Origin of the sequence: Methylobacillus draconifructus (genome assembly GCF_045984355.1) — a bacterium.
GTDB classification, from domain to species: Bacteria; Pseudomonadota; Gammaproteobacteria; order Burkholderiales; family Methylophilaceae; genus Methylobacillus; species Methylobacillus flagellatus_A.
This window is the reverse complement of sequence record NZ_JBJQII010000002.1, coordinates 530,068-545,203: the sequence shown is the minus strand read 5'-3', so window position 1 is coordinate 545,203 and position 15,136 is coordinate 530,068. Positions and strand designations below refer to the sequence as shown.

The 15,136-nt window shown below is 51.1% G+C and carries 13 protein-coding genes; 9 read left to right on the top strand and 4 right to left on the bottom strand.

Translation table 11 applies throughout. The features are described from left to right. The first annotated feature begins 115 nt into the window (after window positions 1–115). From ACJSDX_RS06410 to ACJSDX_RS06390, 5 genes are all read left to right on the top strand, one after another. Complete coding sequence (locus ACJSDX_RS06410) at window positions 116–499, top strand: hypothetical protein (protein WP_407993987.1); 384 nt, start codon at window positions 116–118, stop codon at window positions 497–499. Between the two features lie 31 nt (window positions 500–530). Further along, on the top strand, window positions 531–1,127 hold the full coding sequence (locus tag ACJSDX_RS06405; protein ID WP_407993986.1) for a peroxiredoxin: 597 nt from the start codon (window positions 531–533) through the stop codon (window positions 1,125–1,127). 63 nt (window positions 1,128–1,190) lie between these two features. After that, complete coding sequence (locus ACJSDX_RS06400; RefSeq protein ID WP_407993985.1) at window positions 1,191–1,817, top strand: c-type cytochrome; 627 nt, start codon at window positions 1,191–1,193, stop codon at window positions 1,815–1,817. Between the two features lie 59 nt (window positions 1,818–1,876). Then, window positions 1,877–2,875, top strand: coding sequence for an SMP-30/gluconolactonase/LRE family protein (locus ACJSDX_RS06395; RefSeq protein ID WP_407993984.1), 999 nt, complete (start codon window positions 1,877–1,879; stop codon window positions 2,873–2,875). Window positions 2,876–2,952: 77 nt separating this feature from the next. Beyond that, on the top strand, window positions 2,953–3,420 hold the full coding sequence (locus ACJSDX_RS06390) for a c-type cytochrome (RefSeq protein WP_407993983.1): 468 nt from the start codon (window positions 2,953–2,955) through the stop codon (window positions 3,418–3,420). A gap of 149 nt (window positions 3,421–3,569) precedes the next feature. Here the strand turns inward: ACJSDX_RS06390 and ACJSDX_RS06385 are convergent, their stop codons facing one another. Next, the gene (locus ACJSDX_RS06385; RefSeq protein WP_407993982.1) at window positions 3,570–4,175 is read right to left on the bottom strand and encodes a 2OG-Fe(II) oxygenase; all 606 of its coding nucleotides are present in this window, start codon (window positions 4,173–4,175) and stop codon (window positions 3,570–3,572) included. 461 nt (window positions 4,176–4,636) lie between these two features. Here ACJSDX_RS06385 and ACJSDX_RS06380 point away from each other — a divergent pair, with 461 nt between their 5' ends. After that, window positions 4,637–6,127, top strand: a complete 1,491-nt coding sequence (locus ACJSDX_RS06380; protein ID WP_407993981.1) for an MBL fold metallo-hydrolase — start codon at window positions 4,637–4,639, stop codon at window positions 6,125–6,127. Between the two features lie 94 nt (window positions 6,128–6,221). On the opposite strand, the gene ACJSDX_RS06375 is transcribed toward ACJSDX_RS06380, so the two are convergent. From ACJSDX_RS06375 to ACJSDX_RS06365, 3 genes are all read right to left on the bottom strand, one after another. After that, entirely contained in the window at window positions 6,222–6,608 is a 387-nt protein-coding gene (locus ACJSDX_RS06375; protein WP_407993980.1) for a hypothetical protein, read from the bottom strand. A gap of 70 nt (window positions 6,609–6,678) precedes the next feature. Then, a complete protein-coding gene (locus ACJSDX_RS06370; protein ID WP_407993979.1) occupies window positions 6,679–9,624 on the bottom strand; it encodes a TonB-dependent receptor domain-containing protein in 2,946 nt (981 codons plus the stop codon). A gap of 284 nt (window positions 9,625–9,908) precedes the next feature. Beyond that, the gene (locus ACJSDX_RS06365) at window positions 9,909–12,653 is read right to left on the bottom strand and encodes a TonB-dependent receptor domain-containing protein (RefSeq protein WP_407993978.1); all 2,745 of its coding nucleotides are present in this window, start codon (window positions 12,651–12,653) and stop codon (window positions 9,909–9,911) included. 605 nt (window positions 12,654–13,258) lie between these two features. Between ACJSDX_RS06365 and ACJSDX_RS06360 the strand changes: the two genes are divergently transcribed. The 3 genes from ACJSDX_RS06360 to ccmB all read left to right on the top strand — a co-directional run bounded on the left by ACJSDX_RS06360 (window position 13,259) and on the right by ccmB (window position 15,135). Further along, window positions 13,259–13,723, top strand: coding sequence for a c-type cytochrome (locus tag ACJSDX_RS06360; protein WP_407993977.1), 465 nt, complete (start codon window positions 13,259–13,261; stop codon window positions 13,721–13,723). A 120-nt stretch (window positions 13,724–13,843) separates the two neighbouring features. Further along, window positions 13,844–14,467, top strand: a complete 624-nt coding sequence (gene ccmA, locus ACJSDX_RS06355; RefSeq protein WP_407993976.1) for a cytochrome c biogenesis heme-transporting ATPase CcmA — start codon at window positions 13,844–13,846, stop codon at window positions 14,465–14,467. After that, window positions 14,467–15,135, top strand: a complete 669-nt coding sequence (ccmB, locus tag ACJSDX_RS06350; RefSeq protein WP_407993975.1) for a heme exporter protein CcmB — start codon at window positions 14,467–14,469, stop codon at window positions 15,133–15,135. The genes ccmA and ccmB overlap by 1 nt, the downstream gene beginning before the upstream one ends. Window position 15,136 lies beyond the last annotated feature (1 nt).

Sequence of the window (15,136 nt, the reverse complement as noted above, 5' to 3'; positions counted from 1 at the left end):
GAAAGTTTGCGCGAGACAGGACTGGTTCCGGCCGGGTAGGTTTCGCGCAATTTTTATTCAATACCGGAATTTGATGTGATCAGTTTTCCGGCATTAGCAGGGCGAAGAGCGATAAATGCGAAAGTTGTTATTGTCCCTAATCATTTCTGTAGGGATTGCGGGGTCGGTTGCTGCCGCATTGGATGAGATTGAGGAAGACTTCATGCAGGATATAGAGGACATACAGAAGAGTATGACATCCAATATTTCCTTGCAGGATGCGGCTACCGCAACATCCGAGGCACAGGAGCTCGAGGTGATGTTCAAGGATGTCGAGGATTTTTATGTCAGGAAGGGCGATGCCCCCGATGCTGTTGATTGGTCCAAGGAAAGCCGCACTTACCTGACGGAAATCGTAACGGCGCTGAATAAAAAGAACTTTGCTACGGCTTCCGAGTCTGCGGTCGCCCTCGCGAAAACCTGCAAGGCATGCCACAAGATTTACAAATCCAAAGATTGATCTCACACAGTTTGACTTCCCGGAGTTTGTCATGAAAAAAATGATGTTTGGCGGCCTCTTGCTCGGCTTGTTCAGCATATGCGCAACTGCTGCGCTCAAGGAGGGGGATGTTGCTCCCGACTTCCAGGCCCAGGCCTCCCTGAACGGCAAAAGTTTTAATTTCTCGTTGAAGGATGCGCTGAAGAAAGGCCCGGTCGTGGTGTATTTCTATCCTTCGGCGTATACCGGCGGATGCAATGTGCAGGCGCATACCTTTGCCGAGAAACACGACCAGTTCGCTGCCGCTGGCGCCACGATTATCGGGGTCTCGCTGGATAGCATAGAGCGGCTCAACGAGTTCTCGGTCGATCCGGATTATTGCGCCGGCAAGTTCCCCGTTGCCTCCGATGCAGGAGGAAAAATCGCCAAATCCTATGAATTGAATATCCGTGAAGCCTCGCCCGGCAAGAAGGACAGCCGGGGCAAGGAAATCGACCACGGCTTTGCCGAGCGCACCACTTTCGTCATCACGCCGGACGGCAGGGTCAGCGAAACTGTCGGCGGCATCGCTCCCGCGCAGAACGTGGAAAAGGCGCTGGAATCCGTGCAGCGGCTCGCCGAGGCCAGGCACTCATCCAGGAAGCCCTGATCGATTCTCGGGGGAAGCCAGGTAGATGACGTGATATTGAGGTTATTCGCAAGCGGAGTGGTATTGCTTCTGTTATTGGGGACGAACATTGGGGTACGGGCCGAGGGATATGACGAATACGAATTGCATGACCGGATCGGTTCAGGCAACCCGCAATCGGGCGAGGCGAAGTCCAGGGAGGAGTTATGCCAGGGGTGTCATGGCGAGCAAGGCAATAGTACGAGTGCGGAATTCCCGCGCCTGGCGGGGCAGTACACCGGCTATATCATCAAGCAGTTCCGCGATTTCAGGTCCGGAGCTAGGCAGCACCATGTCATGAATGCGGTGGCGGGCAGTATCAGCGACGAGGATTTGACGGATATCGCAGCCTATTTCGCCAGTCGCGAGCGTATCCGCGCCAAGCAGAAGAAGCCGAATGACATTGCCGAAAGACTGTACCGGACCGGGGATATGAAGCGCTCGATCCTGGCCTGCTCGAGCTGTCATGGCGGCGCAGCGCAAGGAAGCTATGCCGGCGGCGAGAGTTTTCCCGTGCTTGCGGGCCAACACAAGCTTTATTTGCGGGAGCAATTGTTGAAATGGCGTTCCAAGGAGCGCAAGAACAGTCCTGGCGGAGTGATGAATGTCGTGGCGGAGTCGCTTAGGGACGAGGAGATTGAGGCCTTGGCCGAGTACATTTCCTCAATGTAGTGAACCCAATACTGGTCGCTTGTCGCGCATCAGGATGGAAGTATAAGGAGAAAGTAGACATGCATTTGAGTTTTGCAGTAAAACAAAAACAACCATGGTTGAAAAACATGCTGGCTGCAGGGTTTGCGGCGAGTTTCGCGGTAATGGCGACAAGCGCGTGGGCGGAAGACTATCCCGTCACGCCGGCGATTCCCGGCGTGGTGGCGGGCGGCCTCCATATCCGCCTGATCAAGGAAGGGTTTACCGGCACCGAGGGACCGCTGGGCCTGCCGGATGGCAGCCTGATCTTTACCGAGACCCAGGCCAACCGCATCACCCGTATCGACGAGAATGACAATGTCACCACCTACATTGCCGATAGCAACGGGGCGAACGGCCTGGCGCTCGGTCCTGGCGGCGAGTTGTATGCCGTGCAGACATTGAAGCCGCGCGTGGGCATTATCCATCCTGCGGAAAAAGCCAAGGTGCTTGCGGAAAAGTACAACGGCAAGCCGCTCAACCGCCCCAACGATTTGGTGCTGGATAAAAAGGGCGGCATCTATTTCACGGACCCAGGACTCAATGGGCCGGCCAAGCCGGACCAAGCGCCGACCCAGCCTGCGGTTTACTACATCAAGCCGAGCGGCGAACTGGTATTGATCGACAACGAAATCAAGCGTCCCAACGGAATTCAGTTGAGCCCGGATGAGAAAGTGCTGTATGTCGCCAATACCGCCGGCGAATACGTCATCGCCTTCGACGTGGCGGCAGACGGATCGGTCAGCAACAAGCGCAATTTCGCCAAGCTGGAAGATGCCCTGCAGAACACCGAGAACGGCCCCTCCAGCGGTGCCGATGGCTTGGCTGTCGACGCCGAGGGCAGGCTCTATGTGGCGGCCAATCCAGGCATTCAGGTGTTCAGTCCGACAGGCGAGTTCCTGGGCAATATCAAGTTGCCGAAGAAAGCGCAGAATATCGCGTTTGCCGGCAAGGACAAGCGGACGTTCTATATTGTCGGCCGAGGCGCAGCCTATAAGTTTCCCACCTTAGCGCAAGGCTATACCGGGCGTGCCAAGTAAGTCATTGCACATATGGTTTGACCTGGCCCGCGTATCAGCGGGCTTATTGTATGGAAGTCGCTATGAAAGAATGCTTGATGAAGAAATTTGTACAGTTTGCATTGCTGCCCTTGATGGTAACGGCTTCGTTGGCCGCAGTCGCTGCGCCTGCGGCCAAGCCCGAAAAACTCATCCAATGGCGCCAGTCCGCCTACCGTGTGGCGGAATGGAATGTCGCCAGGCTGAAGGCGGCGCTCGAGGGGCAGTATGACAAGGAGGAAGCGGTTGCGGCAGCGAATGCGCTGGAGGGGATTGCAGGCTCCGGGATTGAAAGTTTGTTCGTGCCTGGAACGGAGCAGGGCAAAGGATGGCACGAAACCAGCGCTAAACCAGAGGCTTTCAAGGATACCAAGCGGTTTGCCGAACTATCGCTTAGCTTCAGCAAGGAGGCCGCTGAATTGGCAAAACTTGTCCCCGCTGCAGACCAGTCAGCGGTGAAGGCGCAATTCGGTAAAGTCACCCGCACTTGCAAAACCTGCCACGATGCCTTCAAAGGCAAGGACTAGGCTATAAAAGTTGGCGTTATTTGGGGCGGAGCGTTTCTTTAAGAAGCGCTCCGTATGGGGCGAGATACCGGGTCAAGCCCGGTATGACAACGGGGGCCGGGATGTTGCGGTGCCATGCATGCTCCATGATAAAGATCGTGAACAGGCGCTTAGTCCTTGACCACGATAAACGTCTGGATGATATATTTGGCGTTCGATTCCGGCATATGCCCGCAATGCATGTAGTTCCATCCCGTGGGGAAAAGGACAAGGTAGCCGGCTTTGGGAGAAACCTTGATTCCCTGGTGGAAAAATTCGGTTTCCCCGCCTTTCTCCACGTCGTTCAAATATAAGACCATGGCGACCACCCTATTGCCGTTATGCTTTCCCACTGAATCGGCGTGCCAACGGAAATAGCCTTCTTGTTGCGGATACATCTGGATTTTGTATCCGGTTGCCTGCAAGTCGAACGACTGCAGAACCGGGCTTTTCGATAAATAGTGCGACATGCAGGCCTGGATCCTGGGATGGATGCGTTGAAATATATCCTGCCAAGCGCCTGTAGCGCGTATTTCCAGGTCCCAGGAGCGCTTGGTGTCCTCTTCGTAAGACACGTTTCCCGGTCCGGCGGCAATTTTTCCCCGCCACTTGCTTCCGTCTCGATCGAAAAGGTCAATGACGGACTGGCACAAGTCCCTTTCCAGCGCCTGGTAGACCGTAATGAAGTCTTGGTCGTAAACGATATTGGCGAGGGATGCTTCGGTAGCGTTTTGCAAGTGGCCTATTCCTGATGATGAACAACGAGCTTGATGTGGTGACAATGCCTGGATTCATGCAAGTTTCATTCCTCCTGCCGGCGCGCAATGCCCGTGATGAGCTTGATTGCCCGGCACCAGTGCCGGGGGGCATGAGACGTCGAGGTCAAAATTGACATGCTCTGCGGCGCTATTTTTCCTGCATGGCTGCCGCATCATGGGCAAGAGTGATGTGCATGCAGCAATCCTATGTCGGCTTTTGTTGTGCCAGCAACATTTCGACGGGAATGAAATCATGGCGAGGATGGACACTTGCTTTGCTTGAGCTTTTCCATTTTATAAAGTGTAAACATATCAACGTATTATGTAGGTCATGCATTGAACCTGCTTTCAGGAGGCCGGGCGTCGTTGCTGGTGTGCAAATTGCTGAGTACCTGGGTTAATCGAGCGTGGTTTTTACATTAATCTTTAGGGAGAAACATATGTCGGCTTATTTCCACACGCGACACTGGAAGCATGCAGCAGCACTACCAACCTTGCTTTTTTCATTGGGCCTGATCCCAACTTATTGCCTGGCGGCGGGTACGCTGCAGGAAGCGAGCGATGCGCTGGGGGCCGGTAAAATCCAATCCATCGCGTTTGCCGGCACAGGGCGCTGGTACCAGTTCGGCCAGGCGCCGAACCCCAAGTCGCCGTGGCCGCCATTCGACGTCAGCAGCTATAACGCCGAGATCAATTACGACCAGTCCGCCGCCCGGGTTCAAATTACGCGCAAGCAGGTCGTGGAATCCGGCCGCGTCAGGCCGGCTCCCGTGGAGCAGAAGCCGGATCAATACGTGAAGGGCAATGTGGCCTGGAACCTGGCGGTCCCGCCCGGCGGCAGCGCCCCCGCCGTGCAGCCGCAGCCATTGCAGGTTGAGGAGCGTGAGGCTGAAATATGGGCGAGCCCCCAAGGGTTCCTGAAAGCCGCAGCCGCGCATCAGGCTGTTTCCGAAGCGCATAAAGGCGGTTCCAAGGTGACATTCAGCGTGGGCAAGCACCGTTATGTCGGCACCATCAATGCGAAAAACCAGGTTGAGCGCGTACAAACGTGGATTGACAACCCCGTGCTGGGCGATACCGAAATCGATTACGCCTATTCCGATTACAAGGATTTCAACGGCATTGCTTTTCCCGCGCATATTGCTCGCAAGCAGGGCGGCTACCCGGTCCTCGACCTCAAGATTTCATCCGTGACGGCAAACCCGAATGTGCAGATCGATGTGCCTGCGGAAGCTGGCAAGGCGCCGGCGATTGCGGTAACTTCGGAGGAGTTGGCGCCTGGCGTTTACTATCTCAGGGGCGGTACGCACCATAGCGTGCTGATCGACCAGAAGGATCATTTGGTGATCGTCGAGGGCCCATTGAACGAAGAACGCTCGCAGGCCGTGATCGCCAAGGCCAAGGAGCTGGCGCCTAACAAGCCGATCCGCTACCTGGTCAATACCCACCATCATTTCGATCATTCAGGAGGCGTGCGTACTTTTGTCGCCGAAGGCGCAACGGTCGTCACGCACAAGGACAACAAGCCCTATTACGAAAAAATCTGGGCAAACAAACACGCCATCAATCCCGACCGCTTGGCGCAATCGAACACGCCGGCAAAATTCGCCGCGTTCTCAGACAAGCATGTGCTGACCGATGGCCAGCGCAGCATCGAGGTGCATGCGATCAAGAACAGCGGCCACAACGATGCGTTTGCCCTGGTGTATTTGCCTGCGGAAAAAATATTGATCGAGGCCGACGCCTACACGCCATTGGCAGCCGGCGCGCCGGCACCGGCAAGCGTCAATCCATACTCGGTGAACCTCTATGACAACATCAGGCGCTTGAAGCTGAACGTGGACAAGATTGCGGCCCTGCATGGCCCGGGCGTAGTCGCCTTGCCCGACTTGGAAGCCTTCATTGGAAAGTCGCGGAGCGCGGGCAACTAGCTCGCAGGTGTTCACGGTAATGAAAAAGGCCCTGCAAGAGGGCCTTTTTCATATGTCCGCCAGTTGATGGCTTATCCGTCATGGTGGGCTGGCATCACTTGAATTTTTCACTGGCTGCTTTCGCGTCCTCGGCAATGTTGTTATTGGCTTCTTGTATTGCCAATTGTTCCTCCCTGCCCTGGTTGTTGATTGCCTGGATGTCCGCATTGGCTTCCTCCACGATGCAATCCAAGTAAGGTTTTACCTGGGCCCGGTAAGCATTCACAGCGCCTACGCTCTTGTTGTAGGCATCTTCATTGGTCAGGTCGAGCCTGGGCGCGACCGGTCGGCTTCCGCATTTTGCCGATAACCATTTCCCATTCGCCAGCGTTCCGGCATCGGCAATATTGTTGAAGCTGTAGGTAGAGATGGCAGTGATGGCAATGAACTTGCAAATGTTATTGATCAATGTATGTGTGTGCCGATGGTTCTTGGTATTCATAGCTGACTCCAGTCGTGAAAAATAAAAAGAACCTTGGCGGAAGCCAAGGTTCGTGAAATCGAAAGCTGTTTTACATTTTTCCGCTAAAGCTTATGCCTATCCAGCGAGGGTAGGGATATGGAGAATAAGATGTCCAACTTTCTTCATGCGAACGGTCATTAAATATGTTGCGTCCAACCAGGCTGAGATCGAACTGTTTGCTGATCTGCAGGCCAATTGATATATCAGTGCGCGCTAGTGGATCTATCCATCCATAGCTGGAGTTTGTATCAGTGTTGTTATATTTGCTCTGATAATTTGTGTTGAAGCTGGCATGGAAGATTCTACTTCCCCATACAGGCCGCCTATATTCAGCCCCTACGTTGAATGTCCACTTGGAAACGCCAGGAAGCGTTTGCCCGCTTTGATCCGTGAAAGGCCCTTGTGTAGACTGAAGATAGGCGAGTTCATCCGGGTATGCCGCATTCTTGAAATCTACGTATTTTGCATCTGTATATGCACCGGCAAACCTGACTGTGGTGTAGGGAATGCCGGAGTAAAACGCATCCAGTTCCAGGCCTTGAGATTTTGCCCGCTTGATGTTGCCTTGCACTGTGGCATAAGTAATAGGGTTGGCAATATTATTTGCAATATTGGTTTGCGTTGCGAACTCGTCAACTGCGCGGATAGCCGCTTGGTAGTCACGAATATCCATGTAGAAAAGGTTTGCATTGAGGTTCAATGTGTCATTCAGCCAGTTCGACTTGAAGCCAATTTCATAGGCATTGGTTTTTTCAGGCCTGACGTTGGCTGATACAAAATTGACATTAAGCGCTGAACCGGATTTTTCCCCATATTGAAATGAGGTATAGACCGACAAGTTGTCATTCACTTTATAAGTGGGCGTGACAACTGCTGTGACCAACACATCACGATAAGAGCTTTTTACGCCATTGCTAAGCTGGCCGATATTGTTGGCGCGGATCGCTTTTGCTGCCGCGATTTGTCTTTTCTGTGCAACAGAGAGATCGTTATAGGCATCACCAGGATTCGCGTAGGTTGATAAATCAAGTCCAAAGAATTTTGCTGCGGCACTGTCTGCCAATTGCAGTTGCTCAGTGGAATTGGCAGAAGTTAGATTGCCACTAATGTCAGTATTAGGATCATTTGGATCTTTTGCGTTAAAGCTCTCTGAAGCAAAGCCACCCAAATTGACGCCACGCACCGCTACTGGGTTTAGTTCCGAGCCTGAACCGCTGGCAGATAAAATTCTTGTGTCTTCTGTGGTGCGGTCTTCACGCGTAATACGCAGGCCAGTGAGCAAATCGAGCTTTTCGGTCAAGTGCCAGTTGATTTGGCCATAAATGGCATTATGAGTCGTATTTACCTTTGTCTCTCCTATGGCGTAAACATCATTCAGCGAGTCCCGGAGTAGAGCTAAACCTGAACCGCGATTAATTCCAGCATTGGCTTCCAGGGCATTATATTGGGCAGTCGTCGCAAACCAGGCGCCTGCGTCGGAACCATAGCCGGTTTTGGAGGTAATTGAATCCTCCGTCTTCATCGCAAAGTACCCGGCGGTGTAGTCGATCTTTTCTCCCGGGTCGGAAACAATCCTGAACTCCTGGGTATATTGCCGGTAGTCAACACCGCCACCACCGTTCTTGTTGATGTCGAATGGCGTGCCTTCGTCGTTGTGGGCATCAAAGCTATAGCTTCTCCAGCCGGTAATGGATGTCAATGTGTGACCAGGAATGAAATAGTTGATCTCTGCTGAAGCGCCCCTGTTGGAAACAGTCTGGCCTTGATTCTCGTTCTGCAATAGCCTGTTGTTATTGATGTAATCATCGTATGTGTATGGGCCATGGACTTTGCCATTGGAGCTATAAGTGCGATTCTGGAACCATGCGCGCCCAGGGGTAAAAGCTCCTGCATTGTTGTAAAAGCCAGCTAGCTTGGCGCGGGCTGTTGTTCCATTCGGATCAGTCAGCGCGCCATTCGCATAGCGATAAGGCTGGTCTTTTCTCACAGTCAAGCCGTTCTCGACCTGTGGCGCCTCGGGTTCAAGGTCGAAACTGAAGCGGGCAGAGAGGTTCTCGCTGGGCGTCAACAGGAATTGTGCCCGTCCTGCCAGGCGGTTGCGGTTGTAAAAGCTGTAATTCGAGTCATAGTCGCTATCGTAGAAGCCACGGCCGCGATCCGCGATGAAGGAGCCGCGCCAGGCCAATACATCCTCTACAATCGCGCCACCCAAATTGGCTTTTGCAACGACTGTGTCACGTATACCATATACCAATTGATAATCCGCAGAGGGCGTGAATGAAGGCCGCTTAGTCCTGATGGTTACACCGCCGGCGCTGTAATTGAGACCGCCCAGGGTGCCTTGAGGGCCGCGCGACACTTCAACATTGTCAATATCGTAGAAATCAAAATTCCCTAACTGCGTCAACCCATAGGGAACGCCATCGACAACCAAGCCCACGCTAGGATCCTGCGTTTCCGTGAACGAGCGTTTGCCAAGCCCTCGGATCGACAAGGAAGCGCCGCGCGTATTGTTTTGGTTGAATTGAATCCCTGCGGCACGGCGGGTGATTGCCCCAAGATCAAAACCTAGCTCACGGTCAAGTTCCGCCCCTGAAATGACGGATATGGATTGTGGTACATCTTGCACAAGTTCCAGCTGACTGCGTGCCTGCACAACAACACTGCCCAATTGCGGTGGCTCCTGCCCTTGTGCAACAGCATCGGGGGATGCGCCAGACTTGCTTTCAGGTGGGTAGACAACGTCTCCTTGCGCTGCAAGCGCCTGGCGGCTTTTTTCGAGTTCCTCTTTCAGCTTGGCATTTTCCGTTTTTATCCGGTCATTTTCCGCTTGCAGTTCGGATAAGGAGGGTTCATCGGCTGCATATAGATAGCTATTGCCAACAATGAACATCACGCCGATGGCTAAAATGAAATTCTTGAGAGTGGAAAATATGAAACGAAGGATGAAACGATGTGAATGAAAATACGATAGCGCTACTATTTTATTCTTCATTTGAATTTTATTCCTGCTTGTTATATTGAAAATGCATATGAATAACAGCAGAAATCATGCCAATTTTTATAAGAATAAAACTCCTTGAGTAATGTATTTAAAATACAGAAGGTTATATTGGTTTCGTGGAAAATAAGGAGGAATTATGAATTATTATTCTCCTAATTATTGATGAATATGGCACAGAGTAAAACATGAGGGTATTAAAAATGAACAACAATAAAATAAAAACGGACTCTCAAGAAGTCCGTTTTTCTGGCAACAATTAATGATTAATTAATAGTTTATAAATCGCTAGTGAACATAATGCCAATCCAACGGGGAATTGCAGGGACATAACTGTTCCAAGTGCGAATCTGAGCCGTATCATCGTCGAATAAATTCTTTACAAGCAAGCTTACATCAAACTTACGATCTCGCCTGCCAAGACCAATGGAAAAGTCTGTTCGAGTGTAAGCATCGACCCAGCCATAACTGGAAAGAGTCACGTCAGAATTGTATTTGCTGGTATAAGCAAGATTAATACTACTATGGAACTCTGCATTGGAAAAGACAGGGTATCGATAATCTGCCCCGATATTAAAGGAAAATTTTGCTGCGCCCGGTAAGTTTTCACCAGATACATCTCGATAAGGATCGCTTGTATTAGCTTCTTCAGGAGGTTTTCCTGCGTTCTTAAACTCCTTATAGTAAGCATTATTATAAGCCCCTGCAAACCTGATTGTGGTATGAGGTATTCCAGAGTAAACACCATCAAACTCTAACCCATATGCTCTAACTTTTGCGGCATTGCCTGTCCCTGAGGTGTAATATAGTTGCTCTGTTGAAGTCCCCCTATTAAGGTTAGTGGTATATTCGTCATATATCATTACTGCTTGTTGATAATCTTTTATATCAGTCAAGAACAAATTTGAGTTAAGCGTTAAAGTGTTATCTAACAATATGCTTTTAAAGCCAACCTCAAAGGATTTAGTTTTTTCTGGTTTAACTTGATTATCATAACCATTAACAACCTGGGCTATGCCAGCTTTTTCACCATATTGTAATGAAACATATCCAGTGATATTTTCGTTAAATTTATAGCTTGGACTGAAAAGTGCAGTTGGTTGTAATTTCCTAAAAGTTTCAGCTTCAGTTTTACCATACTGTATACCTATTTGATTCGCACGTAGTGCCCTAGCTGCATTAAGTTGTGCTAATTGAGTTGTGGACAAAGAGCTATAATTTACGCCAAAATATTTCTGGGCTACAGTATTTGCAAGTGCAAGTTGTGTTGGGTCTGCTAAATTTGATGCATCATATCCACCTAATAAGACTCCATTGACGGAGTATGGATTAAGGTCAGCACCATATCCTTGATTTACTATTGAGCGTTCTGACGAGTTAGACCTATCTTCCAGTGTTAATCTTAAACCGGTTGTTAAGGTTAACGGCTCGGAAAGATGCCAATTTGCCTGTCCGTATACAGCAGTGCTTTTATTATGGATGTCCTGTGGGATATTATATTCTAGCCCACTAAGAGCATTTTGCATAAGATAGCGGCCTTCACCAGTTGCATCCAAAGTGTTGTATTGGGCTGTGCTGGCAAACCATGCACCTGCATCAGATCCAAATCCTGTGCGAGAGCTGTAATTATTTCGTGAACTCAAGAAGTATAAGCCAGTTTGGTAATCAACGAATTCACCACCATTAGAAGATAATCTAAATTCTTGGCTGATTTGATCATGACGAGTGACTAGTCCGCCGCCATTTTTGGTAATGTCAAATGGAGTTCCTTCATCATTTCTGGCTTGAAACGAGAAGTTTTTGTATGCGGTAATTGATGTTAAGATATGATTTTCTAATTGCCAATTCAGTACAGCAGATGTGCCCCAAGTGGATGTAACAAGTGGACGCTGGTCATTTTGATTGACGCTATTATCTAAATAATCATTTTGATAGCTATAGTCGCTTCTTTGTAAGAACCAACGTCTATTTAACCTTGTAGAAGCATCCGTACCTAGTGTATTGACAGCGCCGTTAGCATATCTGGTGGGGGTTGGTGTGAAGAATGTCCATCCATTATAATATTCTTCGTGTTTTGGCGTTAACTCAAGCCTGACTAACGCATCAAAATTTTCTGTTGGTGTGAACAGAAATTGCACACGTCCAGAAACGTTGTCTTTGTTCATGAAACGGAAGTCACGATTATAGTTGTTAGGGTAGTAACCTTCTCCTTTATCCACAGCAAAAGAGCCGCGCCATGCAAGCACATTTTCTATAACCGTTCCACCGATCGCTGCATTGGCAATCACTCGGTTATTATCGCCCATGGCAAGTGAGTAGTTTTGCTGGGATTCAAATGTTGGACGACGAGTCGTGATCGTAATGGCACCTATGCTGGAATTTTTTCCTTTCAATGTGCCTTGGGGCCCACGGGCTACTTCTACCTGCTCGATATCGTAAAAATCAAAGCTTGACAGCGGGTTGTAGCCATAAGAAACATCATCAACTGTCACACCAACACTAGGATCCATGGAGTCAGTCTGTGCCTGCTTGCCCAAGCCTCGGATAGACAGACTGCTAGTTCGTGCATTGCCTTGGTTCCATGAAACGTTAGCTGCACGTTGAGTGATAGAGCCTAGATCGCGGGCTTGGAATCTCTCCAATTCCTTACCGCTGACTACGGAAATAGAAACTGGCACGTCTTGTAGCGCCTCCAGCTTGTTCCGGCTACGGACGACGATCCTGCCTAACTCTGCCGGTTCTTCCTCCTGAGCTACTTGTTGAGGCTGTTCAGTGGGTTGAGCTGCCTGCGTTTCTGTAGTGGTGGTTGGTTGCCCGCCTTTTTGCGCAGCCAGTTCCTGCTGGCTTTTTTCCAATGCTTGCTTCAGACGGGCTATCTCGGCCTGCAATTCTGAAATGTTGGGATCATCCGCGGCATAAAGCGCATTCGTCCCCATGAGGCTCAGTGTTGCACCGACAGCAGTGACGATTCTGGAAAGTTTGAACGGCCGCTGTAATGGTTTACGGCGATGTGAAGAACTCATTATTTTAATTGCTCCCTAAGCTGATGGATTAAAACGGTGCGTCAGTTATCGCAAGGAACGTGCCAATTTATAATGTTTTCTTCTTTATATAGTGTTAAATATTCCTTATTCGCCTATTGAAGCCTTGATATTATTGGCCTCAGTAAGAAATTCCGTAGAGAAAAAATCAAGATTTGGCTTGAGAAAAATTTGATAGTTACTGTTGAGTTTGAACCACTTTTTGTGAAAAAGACGCTAGCCTGCTGATGTATTTCAAGCAGAATTGCCAATTGAGATTGATGCAAAATTCATCATTTATATTTGCGAATGATTGTTATTTTTAAATTGGTCGGGGGGTTGCGAGAAGTAACTGTTATTTTTTAAACACCAAAATGTTTTTATTTGAACAATGTGTAGGTTCCTGTTGTGGCGAGAGTGGGTTAACTGGTTGATTTTGAATAATGGTATGGATATTGCATTAAAACCATGATGCCGAGATTGGTTTGTCTGTCCCTGACGTTTTTTGATTGACCAAAACATATTTCTTGAATGAACCGGCTGTGGATTTGCCGGCTTGTAAGTAGAAAAATCCAATACTCTCAAAACTAAATTACAAAGGAATCAACGTGAGAAAGTCATTACAGAAAATTGTTCTTGCAATTGCCGTCACTGGGACGCTTCATATTGCGTATGCGGCAGATCCAAAGCCAGAGGAGGAAATCCGTTATCGCCAGTCTGCGTTCAACGTGATCGGCCGCAACTTCAATGCCTTGGGCGCGATCGCCAAGGGCGAGCGTCCTTATGACCAGGCATTCGCGGTCAAGACCGCTGCATTGCTGGAATTGCTGGCGCCGTTGCCATTCGGCTCGTTCGGCCCAGGCACGGACAAGGGGGCCTTGAACAAGGCGGATCCGAAAATTTGGACCGAGCAGGCGAAATACAAGGAGGCTGCCGAGAAATTCCAGGTTGAGATTGCCAAGTTGTCCGCCGCCGCCAAGGACTTGAATTCCCTCAAGGCGCAGGTCGGGGAAATCGGCAAGACCTGCAAGGGCTGCCATGACGACTTCCGGTTGAAGGAAGCTCGCCAGTAGCAAGTTCACAGGATTGGCCTTTAACTAACGAAATCCTCAAGATTGAAGATATTGGGGCCGGTTGGCTTGGGCCCCGTTTTTGTTTGAATGCAGCTGTCGCGCATTGAAGAAGGCGGATAAGTGGTTGATCAATTGAAGGCAGAGCATCTTGCTTGCATGCGCGGAGATAGGCTGTTGTTCAGCGGCCTGGATTTTTCCTTGCGCTCCGGGGAGTTGCTGTATGTGTCGGGCGAGAACGGGGCGGGCAAGAGCAGCCTGTTGAGGGTGTTGAGCGGCCTGGCGATGCCGGCGCAGGGAACGGTATTCTGGAGTGGCGGCGACGTAGGCAAGCGGCAAGAAGCATATCGCCGTGACATGTTGCTGGTCAGCCATACGGATGGAATGAAGGACGAATTGAGCATTGCCGAGAATTTAAGGTTTGCCTCGCGCCTGGCGAGGCAGGATAGCCAGGACGCCGGAATCGGGGATGCGCTGGTTGCGGTCGGCCTTGGGGCATATGCGGATGAGCGGGCGGGCAGCCTTTCGCAAGGACAGCGCCGCCGGGCCGGCTTGGCCCGCCTCTGGCTGAGCCAGGCGCGGTTGTGGCTGTTGGATGAGCCTTTTGTTTCGCTGGACAAGGCGTCCGTCTCGATATTGGCGGAACGCATACGCCAACATTTGGCAGCCGGCGGCATGGTGGTGCTGACTTCGCACCAGGCCGTGGATATCCAGGCCGGCGCCGTGCACCGGCTCCACATCGCCTGATGGCCGCGATCCTGGTCGAAGTCATCCGCAGAGACTTGCTGCTGGCGGTGCGCAAACCTGCCGAGGCCGTGACGGGCGCGATGTTTTTCATTGTCGTGGCGAGCTTGTTCCCGTTGGCGTCAAACCCTGACCCGGCCGTGTTGCGCAATCTGGCCCCGGGCGTGCTATGGGTGTCGGCCCTGCTGGCTTGCCTGTTGTCGCTGCCGCGGATGTTCGCGGCCGACTACGCGGACGGGACGCTGGAGCAAATGGTGATCGCACCCCAACCGTTGATTGTGCTGGTATTGGGAAAGATGGCGGCCCATTGGCTGGTGTTCGCTCCGCCCTTGCTGGTGTTGGCGCCGCTGCTGGGCATTCAATACGGATTGCAAGGCAGGCCCTTGTGCGTGCTGGAAGCCGCATTGCTGCTCGGGACGCCTACGCTGAGCCTGGTCGGCGCGGTCGGGGCGGCACTGACGCTGGGCAGCCGGGGAGGCGGGGTGCTGCTCTCCGTCCTGGTGCTCCCCTTGTACATCCCGGTCATGATCTTCGGCGCGGGGGCCGTTGCCGCCAGCCAGGCGGGACTTGAGGCTCAAGCCTATTTTTCCTTGCTCGGGGCGTGCTTTTTATTATCGTTGGCGGTGGCTCCTTGGGCTGCCGCCGTTGCTTTGCGGATTGCATTGGAATAGG